This is a genomic window from Mesorhizobium sp. P170090 (assembly GCF_057786115.1).
Genome location: NZ_JBYNWH010000001.1, coordinates 3,902,787 through 3,919,824, shown reverse-complemented (window position 1 = coordinate 3,919,824; position 17,038 = coordinate 3,902,787). Strand labels below are relative to the sequence as shown.

Genomic DNA, 17,038 nt, shown 5'->3' with positions numbered 1-17,038 from the left:
TCTTCTGGGATCCTCAGCGATACTCGAAGATCGACCGGAAAATGCCCGGCGCGATTACCGATAGCGGGTTGATGTCCAGCACCGGCTTGTTGGCGTTGCCCTTAAGCCGGTAGGTGACGCCGATCAGGCCTCGGTCGCGGCCGTTGCCGAGCAGAACGCCGACCAACGGCAACTCGCCAAAGATGCGGTTGAGGCCATAGGCCGGCATGAAGGTTCCGGTCATGTCCATATTGTTGTTCTGGTCGTAGAGCGTGCCTTGGAAGGTGGTGCCGATGCGCGGGCCGCGCAGCACGCCATTCGCCAATTTCAAATAGCCTGACCCCTTGTCGATCTCGGTAAAGCCGCGCTCGAATTTTACCCGCGAGGTGTCGATCTTGCCCTTGACCGCTTCGTTCAGGCTGCGGCTGTCGCCGGTTGGCGTGGTCGATACGATCGACGCAAGCTTCGGTTCATTGACGATGAAGAAGTTGCTCGAATCGACCTGGCCCCGCATCGGGCCGTCGGCTGCGCCGCTGAGCGCCAGCGTGATCGATCCGCCTTCCATATGCTCGTAGATGTTGAGGAAGCGCAATATGGCGCCTGCGTCGGCCGACTGCATGGTGAGCGCGCGAGCACCATTGCCTGCCGTATTGCTGATGGTGATGGCGGCGCCGGAACTTGCCGCGGCGCTGACCTTGAGCCTGTTCACCCTGGAGCCGGCGGCACTGTAGTCGAGCTTCAAATTGGACAGGACCTCGTCATGGAACCCGCTTAGCGAATTGACGTCGGCGCTGACCGAAACCGCGTCCGTGCCGGTGGTTTTGGTGGCGGTATCGACATCGGAGGTGAACTGCTTGATCAGCGAGCGGGCATCGAGCGCGTTGCCGCTGACATCGACTGCGAAGCCCTTGCCCGACCGCTTCACCGTCACGGCGACATCGTCGCCCCGGTTCAAGGCGACTTTGCTGAAGCGGGCCGAAGACAGCGCGCCCTTGACCAGGACGACATCGCCTTCGACCGAAAAGCTCTTTCCGTCGAGGTCGAAGTCGGACAGCGTCGTGGTATCGCCGGACTTGCTCATGGTAAAAGTGGCATTGGCGGGAATGCCCGGCCCCTTGCTCCAGCCTGCCCAGGGAATGTCCAGCCTGGCGCTCGTCAGGTCAACGTCGACGTTCTGGCTGCCGCCTTCGCCGCTCTTGTCGATTGTCACCTTGATGGTGCCGGAAATCAGCGGCGACAGGCCAGGCATGGCGATGGCGCGCGTCTTGTCGTCGAGCACAAGCGCCACCTTGCGGCTGCGCGGCGGCCCGCCATCCCTGAGCGGCTCAACCAGATCGAGCTCGGCTGGAATGCCGTTCAGCCGCGCCTTGGCAGAGATCACCGCCTTGCCGGGCCCGACTTCGATCGAGCCGTCGGCATCGGTCACCATCTGGCCTTCGAACGGCTTGGCGAGCGACAGGTCCTTGTAGTCGAGCGATACCAGCCAATCGAGCTTCGACGTGTCGACGCCGGATTGCAACGGAATGTCGGCCTTGACGTGGCCGGTCACCGTGCCCGACAGGTCGTCCGGCAAGATGCCGACATGGCGCATGGCGTTGATCGGTTCGTAGGAGGCAAGTTCGGCGATGGCCGGCGCCTCGCCGGCGACGTCGATGTCGAGCGCGCCGATCACCGGCGGGTGGTTTGCCGCCTTTACCGACAGTGTGCCATTGCTTGCCGCCACGGTGCGGCCGCTCGGCATATAGACGCTGCCCGACGACAGCGCGACGTCGACATCGTTGCCGTGGAAGGAAACGACGCCGACGGCATCGCGTATCGGCGGGATGCGGCCGGCGGTGTCGAAACGCGAGCCCTCGACCTGGAAGCGGCCGAACACCTCGTCGGCCGAAAGCGGCACGCCGTTGCCGAGACGCCCCGGCACGACCTGGAACTGCAGGCTGGCATCGACGACGCGGCCGCCAAACAGGTTCTGCAGCACCCACAGCCGCGCGTTCTTGGCCGAGAACCAGGGCCACAATTGCTTGACGTGCGAGACCGCCATGTCGTGGACGTTGAGCGACACCGAGATACCCGGCGGTCCGTTGTCGATGAAGGAAACCGCAGCGGTTCCCAGCACTTCGCTCCCCGATCCCGACCTGATGCCGATCTGGTCGGCGACAAGCTTGCGGCTCTTGATCTGATAGACGCCGGCGATGCGGGCGAAGAAATTCAGCGCCGGCTCGGGCGATTCCGAAGGCGCCAGCGTCGAGCCGTCGCTGGTCAGGTCGTAACGATAGGAAGGCTCCTCGCCGGCCGCGCCGGTCGACGGCTTTGGCCCGATCGAGCCGGCGAAATTGAACGCCGAGCGCCCGGTCTTTAGAACCAGCCTGCCGACATCGATCTTGTTGGAGCCGGAGACAAGGGCGGCGTCGACATCGACATCGGCCGGCAACAGCCCGCGTGTGCCGAGGTCGAGCACCGAGCCGGTTAGCGACAGCGAGCCCGTCAGCCGCGAATCGGTCTCGCCCGAGCCTTCGGATCCCGTGAGCTTCAAAGCCATCGCGCCGGTTCGCCCGCCGGCCGCCGGCGTTGTCTCCGCGACATCCGCCATGTCGATGGCGGCGTTCAAGGCGGTAACGCGCATCGAGCTCGTATCGCGGGTGGCGGTGGCCGTGACGGTGAGCGCGCGGCCATCGACATCCGCCTCGGACGAGAACTCCATGCTGCCGGGGCCTGACTGCAGCACCGTGGCGTTGGCGATCGTGACCAGCTTGACCGATCCGGCCTCGGGCAGCTCGAACGCGACATTTTTGAGATCGATGCGGCGCATCGAATCCTCGCGCACGGCATCGAGTGCACGATTGACGTCACTGAAGACGACGGCGGCCAGTTTTTCCGGATCGATGAGACCGTCTTGATTGCGCAGGCGCGCTATCCAGTCACCACCCGACGGCATTGCCGCGGTGACGATATGGGCGTCGGAAATCCTGGCGCTGGTCAGCCGAACCTCGCCCGAAAGCAGCGGGACCAGCCGGATGCCGAAGCGGACGCGCCCGGCATCGGCCATCGGCTTGCCGTCGGCCGTCTCGACGCTGACATCCTTGACCTGCAGCGCAATGAAGCTCGATCCGTCAAGTGTCAGGCTGGCAGGACCGACGGCGACTTTGACGTCGAAACCGGCCAGTTTCTCGATCGCCGTTTCGGCTTCCAACCGCAGCCGTTCGCTGCCGATGCCGGTGGCGCCGATGACGTAGACGGCGGCCGCCGCCAGCAGCACAAGGGCTCCAATGCCGGCAAACAGCCGGGCAAGGATGCGAAAGCCGCGGCCGATCCGTGCCTTGCCGAGCGGCGGCACGCGGCAAGCGGACGGGAAAGCCCCCAGGTCGGTGATCTCGTCACGCCTGAACCGGATTTTCTCGTGCTGCGGTTCTTCCTGATCCACGCAATTTTCCGTTGTGCGAATTCGATCGTGGACGAATCCCCGCCCGACACTATAACGACGCAGGCTAGAGCATGATGCCGAAAAGTGTGAGGCGGTTTTCTCGGACAAACGGTTTCCGTTTGTCCAGACATCATGCTCTATCTCTTTGATTTAGGGCCGCGTAACCTCAAACAAGGGCATCGATATGGCTGATCTCGACGTTGGCGACGTTGCGCCGCAATTCGATCTTCCGCGCGACGGCGGCGGCTCGATCAGCCTTGCCTCGATGCGGGGGAAGCCCGTTGTACTTTATTTCTATCCGCAGGACGACACCACAAGTTGTACCAATGAGGCGATCAGCTTTTCGCAGCTGAAGCCGGAGTTCGAAAAGGCCGGCGCCGTGGTGATCGGCCTGTCGCCGGACAGCGTGAAGAAGCACGACAAGTTCAAAACCAAATACGATCTCACCGTCGACCTGGTTGCCGACGAGGAGCGCAAGGTGATCGAGGCTTACAATCTGTGGGTCGAAAAGACGATGTATGGCCGCAACTATATGGGCGTCGAGCGGGCGACGTTCCTGATCGGCAAGGACGGGCGGATCGCCGGGATCTGGCGCAAGGTCCGGGTGAAAGGCCATGCCGAAGCAGTGCTGGAGGCGGTCCGCGCGCTCTGAGGCGCCACCGATCTGGCCAACGCCGCGCAGTGCATTAGGGGCATAAGACATATATGCGGTTGGCTGACACCGTTGGTCACTAGCGCGCCCGCGAACGGCAAAACTTTGTTAACCCTAATAATGTGTAATCGGGCTTCGTTGGTGTCGTAACGAAAGCTTGGTCCCGTGAACCTAACCGGTCAGTCAGCGGTCTTCGGCAGGCGCAAGGAGCCGCATACGGTCATCATTGCGCGGGGCAATGAAATACGACATTTCACCATCCGGCCGTGGCTCGTCGCCTTTCTCGGCTCGGCACTGGCGGCGATCGCCATCGGCTATCTCTTGGCGACCTCCTATCTCGTGCTGCGCGACGATCTGATCGGCGCCACCACGGCCCGGCAGGCGCGCATGCAGCAGGCCTATGAGGATCGCATCTCGGCGCTTCGCGCGCAGGTCGACCGCATCACCAGCCGCCAGCTTCTCGACCAGAAACTGATGGAGACCAAGGTCAGCGAATTGATCGAGCGGCAGAGCCAGCTCAGCCAGCGCCATGGCCGCCTCGGCCCGATTCTCGAGCGGGCCGAAAACGAGGTCGGGACGCCGCCAACCGCTGATGCCGCAGCGACAACAAAACCCGACGAACATGCCGAACTGACTGGCGGCGAGCCACTCGCCTATTCGGTCGCCAGCCTTGGTTCGGGCGACACCAGGCCATTCTCGCTGTGGTCGACACGTTCCGATCCGCTGCCCAGCGAAACGGCTGCGGACCGTGCCGACAAATTGTTCGTCTCGATCAATGATTCACTGAAGGCTATCGAAAGCCAGCAACTCACCCGCATCGAAACCCTGGCCGACAACGCCTACAAGAACGCCGATGCCATCACCCAGGCGCTGGAAGCGGCCGGTCTGCCGGTCGACAGTGATTTCGGCAAAAACGAAAGCGATGTCGGCGGACCGCTGATCCCGCTTGACAGCTCGATGATGTTCGACAGCAAGGTCAAGGAACTGGACGAGGCGCTGGATACGCTCGACCAGTTGAAGAAAGAGGCGCGGCGGCTGCCGCTCGCCAACCCGGCGCCGGGCCACTCCGTCACCAGCCCGTTCGGCGTGCGCACTGACCCCATCCTCGGCACCGCTGCCCTGCACTCGGGCATGGATTTCCGCGCGCCGGTCGGCATGGCAGCCAAGGTCACGGCGGCCGGAATCGTTACCAAGGCCGGCTGGAACGGCGGCTATGGCCGCATGGTCGAGGTCGATCACGGCAACGGCTTTGCCACGCGCTACGGCCATCTGAGCGAGATCGACGTTGCCGTCGGCCAAAAACTCGCAGCCGGCGACATCATTGGCAAAACCGGCAGCAGCGGCCGTTCGACCGGCCCGCACCTGCACTACGAAGTCCGCCACAATGGCGAGGCCATCGACCCGCTGCGCTTCCTGACCGTCGGCAAGAAGGTCGAGCAGTATCTGTAGGGTCAAGCCAGGCGGCTGGTTGCACGCCCCCGCCTCCTTCACCCGTTGTACCATCCTGTTGTTTGGCAATCCGACATCGCGTGCTCCGGCGTCACGTTCTGGAGCCTGCGGCTGCCGCGCGCTTTGCCGATGCTGTTCTCATCGCTGAGGATTGCCTCGGCCACCGCCGTGATCGGCGCCATTGTCGGCGAATGGATCGGCTCCGACCAAGGACTTGGCGCGCTGATCGTCCAGGCGTCCTTCAACTACCAGTCGGACCGCCTCTACGCGGCGATCGTGCTGTCATCGGGCCTGTCGATCGTCCTGTTTTGTCTTGTGGTGCTGATCGAGCGCCGGACGATCCAATATTGAGCAGATGCGTCAGGCGGGTCGCGGTGGCGTCCGTCGTGGCTGACCGGTCAGGATTTGACATGGATGTCTCGCGGGAATTTGGTCAGCGTCTCATGGCCGGTCTCGGTCACCAGAATGGTCTCGCTGATCTCGATGCCCCAGCCATCCATCCACATGCCAAGAATGGAGTGCAGGACGTTGCCGGGTTGCAGCGCGGTCTTGTCGCCGGGCCGCAGGCTGATCGTGTGCTCGCCCCAATCCGGGGGATAAGCGACGCCGATGGAGTAGCCGATGCGCGATTCCTTCTTCAGCCCGTAGCGCTGGATAACCTTGCGCCATGCGGCCTCGACCGCTTCGGCTGTGGTCCCGGGCCTGACCGCGTCGAGCACCGCATCCATGCCTTCGATCACCGCCTTTGCGGTGTCGGCGACACGGGCCGGCGTCTTGCCGAGCTGCATCGTTCGGGCGAGGCCTGCGGCATAGCGGCGGCAGACGCCGGCAAGTTCGAGCGCAATCGTCTCGTCCTTTCCGAACCGCCGGTCACTCCACATGATGTGCGGAGCCGATGCATTCTCGCCGCCGAGGATGGTCGGCGGCAGTGCCGTGATGTCGCCGGCGAAGTCCGGGCTGCCGGCGATCTGCGCCGCCTGGATCGCGGCAATCGCATCGCATTCGCGCACACCTGGCGCGATGACTTCGAAGGCCCGCGCAACAGCTGCTTCAGCCAAGGTCGACGCCTTGCGCAGGTAGGCAATTTCCGGAGCGGATTTCACGGCGCGGATCCAGTTCACCAGGAGATCGGCGTCGTGCCATTTCGCATTGGGCAGGCCAGCGACCAGCCGGGCATGCGCCTTCGGCGAGAAATAATAAGCTTCGAGCTCGATGCCGATATGTCTCGCGCCCCAGCCCTTGGCGACGATGCAGGCCGCTATCCAGTCCATCGGATGGCGATCGGCGCGCTGCACGTGGTCCTCGGGGAAGCCGACCACATTCTCCGGCTTCATCCAGGCCGTCAGCAAGCCGCCTGCCGCATCCATGGCGCGGCCGATCCAGACCGGCTCGGCCTCGTTTTCGATCGGGACAAGCACGACCTGCGGCGTGTAGAACGACCAGCCGTCATAGCCGGTGATGTAATGCTGGTTGGCGACATCGTTGACGACCAGCAGTTCCAGCCCACGCGCCGCCATCTCGGCGCGGATCTTCTTGAGCCGCCGCTGGTACTCATCGCGCGCAAAAGGCAATTCGATCATCGGTTTTCCTGCTGGATCACTGGTCGGGCGAGCCCCGCGCCCGCCTGACGTCATTCACCATTGCGGTGGTTTCAGCCCGGCTGCAATCGGCCAGCGCGGCGCATGGGACAGGTCCTGCACCGCGTCTGGGAACCATTCCGAATTATTTTTGAATTCCATTTGACTGAATAAATTGCCTGTGCAAGTCTTAGCCTTCCTAAAGGGCGCGGGACATGGCACTGCGGGGAACCAATCAGGAGTTCGGGCGGCCTTACAACCGGCGCATCGTGCTGGAGTCCATCCGCCTTCACGGTCCCATAGCTCGCGGCGACATTGCCGGCCGCGTTGGCCTCACCGTCCAGACCGTATCGACCATCGTTCGCGAACTCGAAGAGCATGGCTATGTGCTGTCGCTGCGCGAAGAGCCGCGCGGACGCGGGTTGCCGCCGGCGACGCTCAGGATCAACCCCGAGGGCGGCTATGCCGTCGGCGTCCACCTCACCCCGCTGGGGATCGACGCGGCGCTCATCAATCTCAGCGGCGATGTCATCGAGAGCATGCATCGCGAGGCGCCGCATGCGACGCCCGACCATGCCTTCGAGCTGATCGGCGCGATGGTGCCCGAGCTGACCGCGCTGCGGCCCGGCGGACGCGTGCTCGGCATCGGCATGGCGCTGCCTGGACCGTTCGGCGTGGAGTCGATGAGCTTCGTCGGCCCGACGACCATGGCCGGCTGGAAGGATGTCGCGCTGCCGGAACGGCTGGCGGCGTCGACCGGGCTGCCGGCCTTCTTCGAAACCGACATGGCGGCGGCGGCCATGGGCGAACGGCTTTACGGTCTCGGCTCCGGTTATTCCGAATACTACTACCTCTATTTCGGCGTCGGCCTCGGCGGCGTCATCGTGCATGACGGCGCGGTGATGCGCGGCGCCTGGGGCAATGCCGGCGAAATCGGACACATCCCTGCCGTTCCCGGTGGCGAGCCTTGCCCATGCGGTAACAGCGGCTGCCTCGAACGGTATCTCTCGCTGGAAGCACGTCGCCGCCGCAACATCAGCGACGCCGCCTGGGTGGCCGAGATCGCACCGATCTTCCGCAACGCCATCGTCACCATCGAGAATATATTCGACCCGGAAACCGTCATCCTCGGCGGGCTTGCGCCCACAGACCTGCTGGAAAAGCTGGTCGGCGCGGCCGGACAGTTCCCCAATTCGGTCTCGGCGCGGCGCGACCGCAAGACACCGCGCGTGACGGTGGCGACCGGCGGCAAGCATTCGGTGCTGCGGGGCGCTGCCGCATTGGCCGTGTCCGGTGTGCTTTCGCCGCGCTTCGGCCAGATGTTCATTGCCGAGCGCGAGCGCCGGCCAGACCTCATGCACAGCAAGGGAGTGGCGGCATGACCGAACCGCTGCTGGTACTCGAAAACGTCACCAAGAATTACGGCGCCATTCATGCGCTGAGGGGCATCAGCTTCTCGATCGGCAAGGGTGAAGTCGTGGCGCTGCTCGGTGACAACGGCGCAGGCAAGTCGACGCTGGTCAAGATCATTGCCGGCGGCCTCGAGCCGAGCTCCGGCCGCATGCTGTTCGAGGGCAAGGAGTTTCTGGCGAAGACGCCGGCCGAGGCCAAGGCTGCCGGCATCGAGACCGTCTACCAGGACCTGTCGCTCTGCACCAATGTCGACGTCGTCGCCAATTTCTTCATGGGCCGCGAAATCACTCGCAAGGTTCTCGGTGTCCCCATCCTCGACGAGCGCGCCATGGAGGCCGTCGTCGGCAAGGCGCTGGCAAGTGCCGGCACCCGCATCCCGTCGCTGCGCACCAATGTCGAGCATCTCTCGGGCGGCCAACGCCAGGCCATCGAGCTCAACCGCTTCGTGCACTGGGGCGGCAAGCTTGTGCTGCTTGACGAGCCGTTCGCGGCCCTCGGCGTCGAGCAGACGCGGCGCGGTCTCGAGATGATCCGCCAAGTGGCCAACCAGGGCATCGGCGTCGTCATCATCACCCACATCATGCAACAGGCCTTCCAGGTCGCCGACCGGATCGTGGTGATCCGGCAAGGCGTCGTGGCCGGCGATGTCGCACGCAACAAAACAAGTCCCGATGCGGTGATCAACATGATCACCGGTGAGACGCTTGCCGGTGCCGGACCGGCAGGTTGAGGGACAAAAGAGGCGTCCGGTATAAAAGAGGAGCGAACGACATGAAGCGAATACTGGTTCTTGTCTTCGGTATCCTGGCACTGGCTCTTGCCTCGCTCACGCCGGCAATGTCCCAGACCAAGGGCACCGTCTATTACATGGTCCCGACCCTGCTCGATGAATTCCAGACCGGCTCGGTGAGCGCGCTGGAGCTGTTCCTCAAGCAGGTCGGCTATGAGGTGAAAACACTCAACGCCGACAACAAGACCGACGCGCAGCAATCGCAGATGAACGACGTCATTGCGCTGAAGCCGGCGGCGATCATCCTGGCCGCCGTCGATTTCAACGCGCTGAAGCCGTCCATCGAAGCGGCGCGTGCGGCCGGCATCCCGGTGGTCGAGTTCGACCGCCAGATCACCTCGACCCCGTCCGATTTCACCTCGGTGGCGGGCACGGTCGAGATCGGCTACGTCGCCGCCGAGCAGGCGCAAAAGCTTCTGACCGCCAAGAACGGTTCTGTGAAGGGCAAGATCCTGCAGGTGCTCGGCGATCCCGGCGATCCCTACACGCTCGACATCCAGAAGGGTTTCGAGGAGAAGTTGAAGGCGTTTCCTGACGTCAAGATCATCTCGCTGCCGGCCATGCAATGGGAAGCCAGCAACGCCGGCACGATCGTTGCCGACCAGATGCTCGCCAACCCCGATATCGACCTGATCTTCAGCCATGCCGCGCACCTGTCGGTCGCAGCCGTCGCCTCGCTCGAGGCCGCCGGCAAGAAGCCGGGCGACGTCATGCTGATGAGCTCGAACGGCGCTCCGGTCGGTCTCGACCTGATCCGCAAGGGCTGGCTCAATGTCGAAGTCGAGCAGCCGCTCTACGCGCAGGCCGCGGCCGTGGCGATGTTCATGGACAAGATCGCCGGCAAGCAGGAAATCAAGCCTGGCGAGTATGACGTGCTCGGCTTGAAGTCGACCGTGACCAAGGAGAGCTGGGGCCCCAACATCAAGATCCCGGGCGCCGCCATCACCAAGGAAAACGTCGACAATCCGGCCTTCTGGGGCAACCAGAAGCCGCCGACGGACACGATCAAGTCTGTCGAATAGTCGCCTAGCGAAGCGCTCCGGGCCATTGCGGCCCGGAGCCTGCCCATTCACGACGCCGCGTCCCAGGACACCGTGGCGAACCTAAACCCGCGCCTGAACCCGACGAAATCGAGTTGATTGCTCAGCCTGATTTTCTCGGGGGCGCCAACCGGATCAGCCCATGAACCCGCGCAGCCGCAAAGCCCTGGAGTTCGTCCTCGACAACCTCGTCTGGTTCATGCTGATCTTTGTGCTGGTTGTCTTTTCCGTCTTCGTCCCCAACTACTTCCAGCTCGGCATCTTCGCCAACATCATCGAGGCCTCGAGCGTTCTCGGCGTGATGTCGATCGGCCTGTCGCTGGTCATCATTGCCGGCCATATGGACCTGTCGGTGGAATCGGTGGCCGCACTCAGCGCCATGGCGGTCGGCATCCTGTTCTGCTCATCGGGCATCGGCATGGGCATACAGCTCAATCCGCAATGGCTGATGGTTCCGGTTTCGCTGCTGGTTGCGCTGGCCGTCGGCGGCCTCATCGGCGCCTTGAACGGCTATCTCGTGGTCAAGGTGAAGATGAGCGCCTTTATCATTACGCTGGCGTCCTACATCTGGGTGCGCGGCCTGGTGCTGGTGATTTCCGGCGGCCGCTCGGCACAGGATCTGGCGCCGGCCATCCGCTGGTTCGGCATCCAGCGAATGGCCGGCCTGCCGCTGACCGCCTGGATCGCCGTCGCCTGTTTCGTCCTGTTCTCGCTGATCATGGCCAAGACGCCGTTCGGCCGCCACCTCGTGATGATCGGCGGCAACGAGACCGCGACCTTCCGCGCCGGCATCCGCGTCAACCGCAATCTGATCATCGCCTTCGTACTTGCCGGCGCCATTGCCGGCCTCGCCGGCTGGCTGCTCGCCATCCGCACCTCGGGCGCCACCGCCAATCTCGGCACCGGGCTGTTGTTCAACGCCTTTGCCGCGGTCGTCATCGGCGGCGTCAGCCTGAAAGGCGGTGTCGGCACCTTGCCCGGCGTCTATGCCGGCGTGCTGCTGCTCTCCTCCATCAACACGGCAATCAACCTGATGGGCCTGCCGGCCAATTTCACCCAGGTGATCCATGGCCTGCTGGTGCTCGCCGCCGTGCTGCTCGACGCCTTCAAGCAAACCATTCGCCAAAGACTCGCATGACAGGACAGCTCACATGACCGGACGGCTGCAAGACAAGGTCGCGCTTATCGTCGGCAGCGCGCGCGGCATCGGCAAGGGCATTGCGCTGCGCTTTGCCGAGGAAGGCGCAAGGCTGGTCCTGGCCGACAGCGAGGCCGAAGCCGGCCAGGCGACCGCGGACGAGCTCGGCGCGGATTTCATTCGCACCGACATCTCGCAAATGGCCGATGCAGAAGCTGCGGTGGCGCTGGCGCTGAGCCGCCATGGCCGCCTCGACATCGTCGTGCAGAATGCCGGCATCTATCCCTGGCAGCTGATCGAAAACACCAGCCCGGACGACTGGGACCGGGTGATGGCGGTCAATCTGCGCGGCACGTTCAACGCCACGCTGGCGGCGCTGGCGCCGATGAAGGCGCAAGGTTACGGGCGCATGCTCTACACCTCGTCGATCACCGGTCCGCACGTCACCAGCCCCGGCCACGGCCACTATGCCGCCAGCAAGGCCGGCATCAACGGCTTCATCCGCTCGGCGGCGCTGGAATTTTCGGGCTACGGCATCACCGTCAACGGCGTCGAGCCCGGCAACATCCTGACCGAAGCGATCGAGCTGCATCGCGGCGCCGCCTACATCAAGAACATGGAGGATTCGATCCCGCTCGGACGCCTCGGCAGTCCGCGCGACGTCGCCAACGCCTTCCTGTTCCTCGCCTCCGACGATGCCAGCTACATCACCGGCACCACCATCGTCGTCGACGGCGGCCAGTTGCTCCCCGAAGGCAAGGATTTCCGGCTGCTGCCGCCGTGATCAGCCGGATTTCTTGTACAGCAGCAACTCAGGCCGGTACTCGAAGTGCATGGTGTCGTAGTGATACCAGCGCCCGCCCCAGATGAAGCCGTTTTTCTCGAACAATTCCACGATTTCCAGCGGAATCCGGTTCTTGAAGGGAATGTGGGCCTTCGGGTTGGTTTTGTTCCTGTTGTTGTACCAATAGTCGGAGAAGCCGACATTGATATCGAAGGCCGCTCCGAACGAGTGAACGCTCAACCGGTCGGTGCCGGCGATCGGCCGCCAGACAAAGCCGCCGCCGGGCTTGAGCCCGTAACGGCTCAGCTCCGCGGGCATCGCCTCAAGCGCAGCGGAGACCTTGCCCAGCCGGTCGTTGATGCCGAAAATCCTGGTGACCTGCACGGTCTTCTTGCCGAGCTTCGGCAACCATTTGACGTTGGCGATGTGCTTGCCCACCTCGGCGGCACTTGCCCCGTAGAGCTTCTCGAAGAAAGGTTCATTGCGGATACGGCCGGGATCGAAATCCTCCGCCGGGACCAGCGCGCCCTCGGCTGCTCTGGGATAGACGTAGCGAAACATGTCTTCGATGTCGGGGCTCTCAAGCAGCGCGTCGGCGTCGCGCGCCTTGCCGTCGTTCCACACCATGGTGGTGCCGTCGGTCCAGGTCAGGACATTGCCCGAAATGGTGAAAAGGCCGGGATAGGCCTTGAGCAAGGCTGCCTTGGCGGCGGGCTGGTCGACGCCGTCGCCCACATTCCCCGCATAGGCGAAGCGCCCAATACCAGAGATTGCCAATGCCAATAGCAGCTGTAACATCAGCCGCCGTGGATGGTCGATCATTGTGCTGCCTCCGCGAGGGCTTTCATTCATCGTGCATTTAACAAGGCAGCTGTACCATGCTGGTCGAATCGAACGGGAGACAAAATCATGTCAAAAACCTTCACTGCTTTGATCCGGATGACGTTTACATTCATTTGCCTGGTCGGCCTGGCCTCGTCAGTTTCTATCCTTTTCCCCGCCACCGCGTCGGCCCAGCGCATGCAGAAATGCGCCGATGAAGGCGGCACGTGCCGCCTGCCCTACCCCTCGGAAGTGGTCTACGGCGCGCGCGGCCAGACCACCTCCCGCTTCTTCGATCGTCGTTCCGTGCCTTGCTCGAATCGCGTCTTCGGCGACCCGGCGCCTGGCCGCGACAAGGCCTGCTATATTGCGAGGCGCGATAGCGGTAATGATTATGGTGACAACGACGACGACAATTACGGCAATGATGACAATTACGGCGATAATGATTACGGCCAGGGCCGCGGCAGATGGGTGGCCTGCGCCTCGGAGGGGCGGTTCTGCGAGTTCCGTGGCCGCAAAGTGGTGAGATACGGGGCGCGTGGCCAGTACGTCCAGGGCGTATTCAGGAACGGCGTCACATGCAGCGTCGACGCCTTTGGCGAGGATCCCATCCGCCGCGTGAAGAAGAACTGCTACGTCAAGCGATAGACTAGCGCGCCAGGAAAGAACGGCGGCTGCGGCTCATTGCGGCCGCGCCCGGCATTCGGGATATGCGGGCCGGATATGGTGGGCGATGGCGGGCTCGAACCGCCGACATCTTCGCTGAGAACGCTATCGTCAACTCGACCGCTGTGAACCCTTATCGCGGCACGGTGACACGGCACCTACGCCGATATCGAAGCCGTATGCGAACAACGTCGACAAGTACACGCTTGCCCGCATCTGCGAGCCGAAACAGGAAGAAGTGGCGGAGCCGATCGTCGCGGGCGTGGGTCGAACTTGCTCTGCAGCTGCCATCCAGACGGAAGACATTTGTGTATATTCCGCTTTGGCGACGCGCCGTAATGGCCTCTTGTACTTAGTCCACCGTGCGACGCGAAGGGCCGGTGCATGTGTCCTCTGGCGAGACATGAAACGGACTGCACCCGCAGTAATGGCCAGTCTATCGCCAGACTAGCTGCGAGGTCACCGCTCATGCTATTTTGGGGCCGTCTCGTTGATGTGGGAAGAGGCAGGCCTTGCTTGGCGACGTATTCATCAACTACCGACGGCAGACCGATTCCGGCGTGGCGGGCCGCGTCTACGATAATCTGAACCGCGCGCTTCCTGATGCATCCATCTTCATGGACGTCGACAAGCTCAACCCCGGCGATGACTTTGAGGTGGCGCTTGCTCGCAGTTTGGCCAGCTGCAAAATCATGCTGGCGATCGTGGGGCCGCAGTGGGCCGCGCTTGCCGATGAGCAGGGCCAGGTTCGGCTGGAGTCCCCCGACGACTTCGTGCGCAAGGAGATCCGTACGGCACTCCAGGCTGGGGTGCGCGTCATCCCCGTGCTCGTCAACGGCGCCAGCATGCCAAAGAAAAGCGCCTTGCCACCCGATCTGCAGGACCTGGCCAAGCGTCAAGCCATGGAGGTCCGCCACGAGCGCTTCAACGACGATATGGCGGCGATTGCGTCGGCGATAGCGAAGCCAGCGGCGCGGCGGCCGAGGCTCTGGCTGCTGCACGGGCTGGTCGCGATGATCGCGCTCGGCATCGGCGGGACAACGGTGGCGTTGTGGCCGAGGCCCTCCCCTTTGCCGTCGCCTATCGAGCCCGCAGCGATCGAGGCCAAAGGGTGCAAGGAAGGATTCGTCTGGCGATCGGCGATCTTCGGCGACAGCGTGTGCGTGAGTCCTGCCGACTACGGCGAGGTGCAGGCGCAGAATGCCAATGCCCGCAACAATCGTTCGCCGACCGGCGGACCTTACGGCGACAGCACCTGCCGCGACGGCTACGTCTGGCGTGAAGCGTTCGAGAGCGACTTGGTCTGCGTCACCCCTTTCGAACGCGACAAGGCCAGGAAGCAGAATGCCGACAACGCATACAACCGGATATGAGACCGTAACTCCGGGCAAGCACCGATTTATCAAGAAATTGAGTGGTGGGCGATGACGGGCTCGAACCGCCGACATCTTCGGTGTAAACGAAGCGCTCTACCAACTGAGCTAATCGCCCGCTCCGGCCGGACCTTTAAGCGGTCGCAACCGGCTTCGCAAGGCCAAATGAGCAGCTGCTAGCTTAGCCGCACAGTGGTTTTCGCGGGCAAAGTGCCGCCCGTCAAAAAACCTTCTCCTGTTTGCGTTTATGCTGTCCAGCTGCGCTTGACACCCGGTGGCGAACCCCTTATCCACCGCCCCAACGACGAACACGGCTGACACGTGCTCGTCCAATGCGCGGGTGTAGCTCAGTTGGTTAGAGTGCCGGCCTGTCACGCCGGAGGTCGCGGGTTCGAGCCCCGTCACTCGCGCCATTCATTTCAAGGGGTTAGCTACCGCCCCTTGAAAAGTTTCAACTCTCATTCTCCGGAGAGTTTCAACTTTCTGTATTCGTTCCGTTCCAGGCCAAGCAGCTTTCTGCCCTTGCGGCGGCTGGCATCGGCTGAGCGGACGGCGGCCAGATTGACCGGCATATAGGTCTTCTGCAGCGCCTTGTTCCCGTCGATCGAATTGCCCATCTTGGCCGAGATTGCCTCGACCGACGCGCCTCCGGCATTCGCCTCGACCGCGCCGGAACGCCGCATGTCCATCAGCCGCCGCTTCTCCGATGTCCCGAATACCAGCGTGCGCAGATCGGCAAAGTCGTCGACCAGAGAATCCTTCGTGTAAGGCACGCCGGCGCGCGGCCGGCCGCCCTTCAGGCCCGGCGCGAAACCGCGCGAGCGAAAGATCGGCGCATCGTCAAGCAGGGTGACGCCTAGTGATTCGACATAGGCCAGCACCAGGCGCTGCGTGCGTGACGACAGCGTGCCGAAAGCCGCCTCGCCACTCTTGCTGCGTGCAATCAGAAAACCCCATTCCTGTGCTGTCTGCATTGCCTGCGCCGGTTTGAGCGTGCGCACGTCGACGGGTGAGAAGCTCGTGTCCCACGCAACGGCGATGATGCAGGCCAGTCCGCGGTAGCCGGCGCGCCAGGCGCCCTTGACCATGCGCACCGCCTCGCCTGCCGTCCAGGTCTGGTGGCGCGGTGGTGGCGTCTGGCGGCGGATCGCCTGCGATGGGTCGGAGCCGGGCGGGCATAGCTTCATGCCGGCCATGACATTATAGAGCGAACGCCACGTCTTTACGGCACGGTAGGCGATGTCGACACCTTTGACCCGCAGCAGACGGCCATACCAGTCGTCGAGCAGCTCGAGGGTGATGTCGGCTGGCGGCAGGTCGGCGAAGTACGGCTCGATGAAGGTCCAACCGCGCTCCCAATCCTCGCGGGTGCGCGGTGGCTTGCGCTTCCATGCATCCATGCGGCGATAGCGTGCAAAGGCGTCTCCGATGGAATCCTTTGGCCATACATGCAGGCGCGACGGCTCCCTGCCCTTGCGGAGTTCCTGCCAGCGGTCTTCCCACTCCCGGGCTATCGTCCAAGCCTCAGGCCCGTCGATTCCACAGGAAATGCATCTGAAGCCAGCTTCGACCATCTTCGGCGTCGGCAGCCAGTAGCCGTATTTGCCCTTACGGATGACGTAGTGCTTCAACTTGATCTTACCCAAGGGTCGCCAGCCTCGCTCTTGCAATGTCAATGCTAGACTGCGCGCCGGATCCTGATCCTGCAAGACCCGAGCGTTGATCGAGCCAGGCGTCGATCGCAACCATGTCGTAGTTGCCGGTGATTGGGCAGGCCTTGGGAAAGCCTTGATCCTGCAACTCGGGCAGCAATTCCATGAATTCCCGCAGCGTCAGGTGGAGATAACGCGCCGCCTTGATCGCCGGCACCAGCCGTGGTTGTACCGGGAAGCGGATAGATGACGGTTGTAATGTGTGGGTTTGGCTCATGG

Annotated in this window: 14 protein-coding genes, 2 tRNA genes and 1 pseudogene; 11 read left to right on the top strand and 6 right to left on the bottom strand. The window is 63.3% G+C overall.

Going from position 1 to position 17,038, the window contains the following annotated elements:
* Positions 1-13: 13 nt before the first annotated feature.
* Positions 14-3,400, bottom strand: coding sequence for a YhdP family protein (locus tag AC3EML_RS18910; RefSeq protein WP_352520243.1), 3,387 nt, complete (start codon positions 3,398-3,400; stop codon positions 14-16).
* Positions 3,401-3,584: 184 nt separating this feature from the next.
* Here AC3EML_RS18910 and AC3EML_RS18905 point away from each other — a divergent pair, with 184 nt between their 5' ends.
* From AC3EML_RS18905 to AC3EML_RS18895, 3 genes and pseudogenes are all read left to right on the top strand, one after another.
* On the top strand, positions 3,585-4,052 hold the full coding sequence (locus AC3EML_RS18905) for a peroxiredoxin (protein ID WP_023706427.1): 468 nt from the start codon (positions 3,585-3,587) through the stop codon (positions 4,050-4,052).
* A gap of 165 nt (positions 4,053-4,217) precedes the next feature.
* The gene (locus tag AC3EML_RS18900) at positions 4,218-5,501 is read left to right on the top strand and encodes a M23 family metallopeptidase (protein WP_023690221.1); all 1,284 of its coding nucleotides are present in this window, start codon (positions 4,218-4,220) and stop codon (positions 5,499-5,501) included.
* A gap of 93 nt (positions 5,502-5,594) precedes the next feature.
* Positions 5,595-5,852, top strand: a pseudogene (locus AC3EML_RS18895) (ABC transporter permease); the annotation flags it as partial.
* A gap of 47 nt (positions 5,853-5,899) precedes the next feature.
* Here the strand turns inward: AC3EML_RS18895 and AC3EML_RS18890 are convergent.
* The gene (locus AC3EML_RS18890; RefSeq protein ID WP_023748552.1) at positions 5,900-7,081 is read right to left on the bottom strand and encodes a M24 family metallopeptidase; all 1,182 of its coding nucleotides are present in this window, start codon (positions 7,079-7,081) and stop codon (positions 5,900-5,902) included.
* 212 nt (positions 7,082-7,293) lie between these two features.
* On the opposite strand from AC3EML_RS18890, the gene AC3EML_RS18885 reads away from it, so the two are divergent.
* From AC3EML_RS18885 to AC3EML_RS18865, 5 genes are all read left to right on the top strand, one after another.
* Positions 7,294-8,460, top strand: coding sequence for an ROK family transcriptional regulator (locus AC3EML_RS18885; protein ID WP_352520242.1), 1,167 nt, complete (start codon positions 7,294-7,296; stop codon positions 8,458-8,460).
* Positions 8,457-9,221 (top strand): ATP-binding cassette domain-containing protein, encoded by a 765-nt coding sequence (locus tag AC3EML_RS18880; RefSeq protein WP_023669142.1) that lies wholly within the window; start codon positions 8,457-8,459, stop codon positions 9,219-9,221. Before AC3EML_RS18885 ends, AC3EML_RS18880 begins: the two co-directional genes overlap by 4 nt.
* A gap of 41 nt (positions 9,222-9,262) precedes the next feature.
* Complete coding sequence (locus AC3EML_RS18875) at positions 9,263-10,303, top strand: sugar ABC transporter substrate-binding protein (RefSeq protein WP_023684845.1); 1,041 nt, start codon at positions 9,263-9,265, stop codon at positions 10,301-10,303.
* Positions 10,304-10,463: 160 nt separating this feature from the next.
* Positions 10,464-11,459, top strand: a complete 996-nt coding sequence (locus AC3EML_RS18870; protein ID WP_023700872.1) for an ABC transporter permease — start codon at positions 10,464-10,466, stop codon at positions 11,457-11,459.
* Between the two features lie 13 nt (positions 11,460-11,472).
* Positions 11,473-12,243: an SDR family oxidoreductase gene (locus AC3EML_RS18865; RefSeq protein ID WP_023697542.1), complete on the top strand. Its 771-nt coding sequence runs from the start codon at positions 11,473-11,475 to the stop codon at positions 12,241-12,243.
* On the opposite strand, the gene AC3EML_RS18860 is transcribed toward AC3EML_RS18865, so the two are convergent.
* Complete coding sequence (locus tag AC3EML_RS18860) at positions 12,244-13,065, bottom strand: M15 family metallopeptidase (RefSeq protein ID WP_023825134.1); 822 nt, start codon at positions 13,063-13,065, stop codon at positions 12,244-12,246.
* Between the two features lie 87 nt (positions 13,066-13,152).
* Here AC3EML_RS18860 and AC3EML_RS18855 point away from each other — a divergent pair, with 87 nt between their 5' ends.
* On the top strand, positions 13,153-13,716 hold the full coding sequence (locus AC3EML_RS18855; RefSeq protein ID WP_031203220.1) for a hypothetical protein: 564 nt from the start codon (positions 13,153-13,155) through the stop codon (positions 13,714-13,716).
* Positions 13,717-14,246: 530 nt separating this feature from the next.
* Positions 14,247-15,107, top strand: a complete 861-nt coding sequence (locus AC3EML_RS18850) for a toll/interleukin-1 receptor domain-containing protein (RefSeq protein ID WP_352520240.1) — start codon at positions 14,247-14,249, stop codon at positions 15,105-15,107.
* Positions 15,108-15,149: 42 nt separating this feature from the next.
* On the opposite strand, the gene AC3EML_RS18845 is transcribed toward AC3EML_RS18850, so the two are convergent.
* Positions 15,150-15,225: transfer RNA gene (locus tag AC3EML_RS18845), tRNA-Val, on the bottom strand.
* Positions 15,226-15,443: 218 nt separating this feature from the next.
* Here AC3EML_RS18845 and AC3EML_RS18840 point away from each other — a divergent pair.
* Positions 15,444-15,520, top strand: a tRNA-Asp gene (locus AC3EML_RS18840).
* A gap of 45 nt (positions 15,521-15,565) precedes the next feature.
* Here AC3EML_RS18840 and AC3EML_RS18835 read toward each other — a convergent pair.
* Entirely contained in the window at positions 15,566-16,753 is a 1,188-nt protein-coding gene (locus AC3EML_RS18835; RefSeq protein ID WP_050589311.1) for a protein kinase family protein, read from the bottom strand.
* Positions 16,746-17,036 (bottom strand): hypothetical protein, encoded by a 291-nt coding sequence (locus AC3EML_RS18830; RefSeq protein ID WP_023731498.1) that lies wholly within the window; start codon positions 17,034-17,036, stop codon positions 16,746-16,748. Before AC3EML_RS18830 ends, AC3EML_RS18835 begins: the two co-directional genes overlap by 8 nt.
* Between the last annotated feature and the right edge of the window lie 2 nt (positions 17,037-17,038).

Coding starts and splice junctions, on each gene's coding strand:
- AC3EML_RS18905 (WP_023706427.1), top strand. CDS start 3,585: ATGGCTGATCTCGACGTTGGCGACGTTGCGCCGCAATTCGATCTTCCG.
- AC3EML_RS18890 (WP_023748552.1), bottom strand. CDS start 7,081: ATGATCGAATTGCCTTTTGCGCGCGATGAGTACCAGCGGCGGCTCAAG.
- AC3EML_RS18885 (WP_352520242.1), top strand. CDS start 7,294: ATGGCACTGCGGGGAACCAATCAGGAGTTCGGGCGGCCTTACAACCGG.
- AC3EML_RS18880 (WP_023669142.1), top strand. CDS start 8,457: ATGACCGAACCGCTGCTGGTACTCGAAAACGTCACCAAGAATTACGGC.
- AC3EML_RS18875 (WP_023684845.1), top strand. CDS start 9,263: ATGAAGCGAATACTGGTTCTTGTCTTCGGTATCCTGGCACTGGCTCTT.
- AC3EML_RS18870 (WP_023700872.1), top strand. CDS start 10,464: ATGAACCCGCGCAGCCGCAAAGCCCTGGAGTTCGTCCTCGACAACCTC.
- AC3EML_RS18865 (WP_023697542.1), top strand. CDS start 11,473: ATGACCGGACGGCTGCAAGACAAGGTCGCGCTTATCGTCGGCAGCGCG.
- AC3EML_RS18860 (WP_023825134.1), bottom strand. CDS start 13,065: ATGATCGACCATCCACGGCGGCTGATGTTACAGCTGCTATTGGCATTG.
- AC3EML_RS18855 (WP_031203220.1), top strand. CDS start 13,153: ATGTCAAAAACCTTCACTGCTTTGATCCGGATGACGTTTACATTCATT.
- AC3EML_RS18830 (WP_023731498.1), bottom strand. CDS start 17,036: ATGAGCCAAACCCACACATTACAACCGTCATCTATCCGCTTCCCGGTA.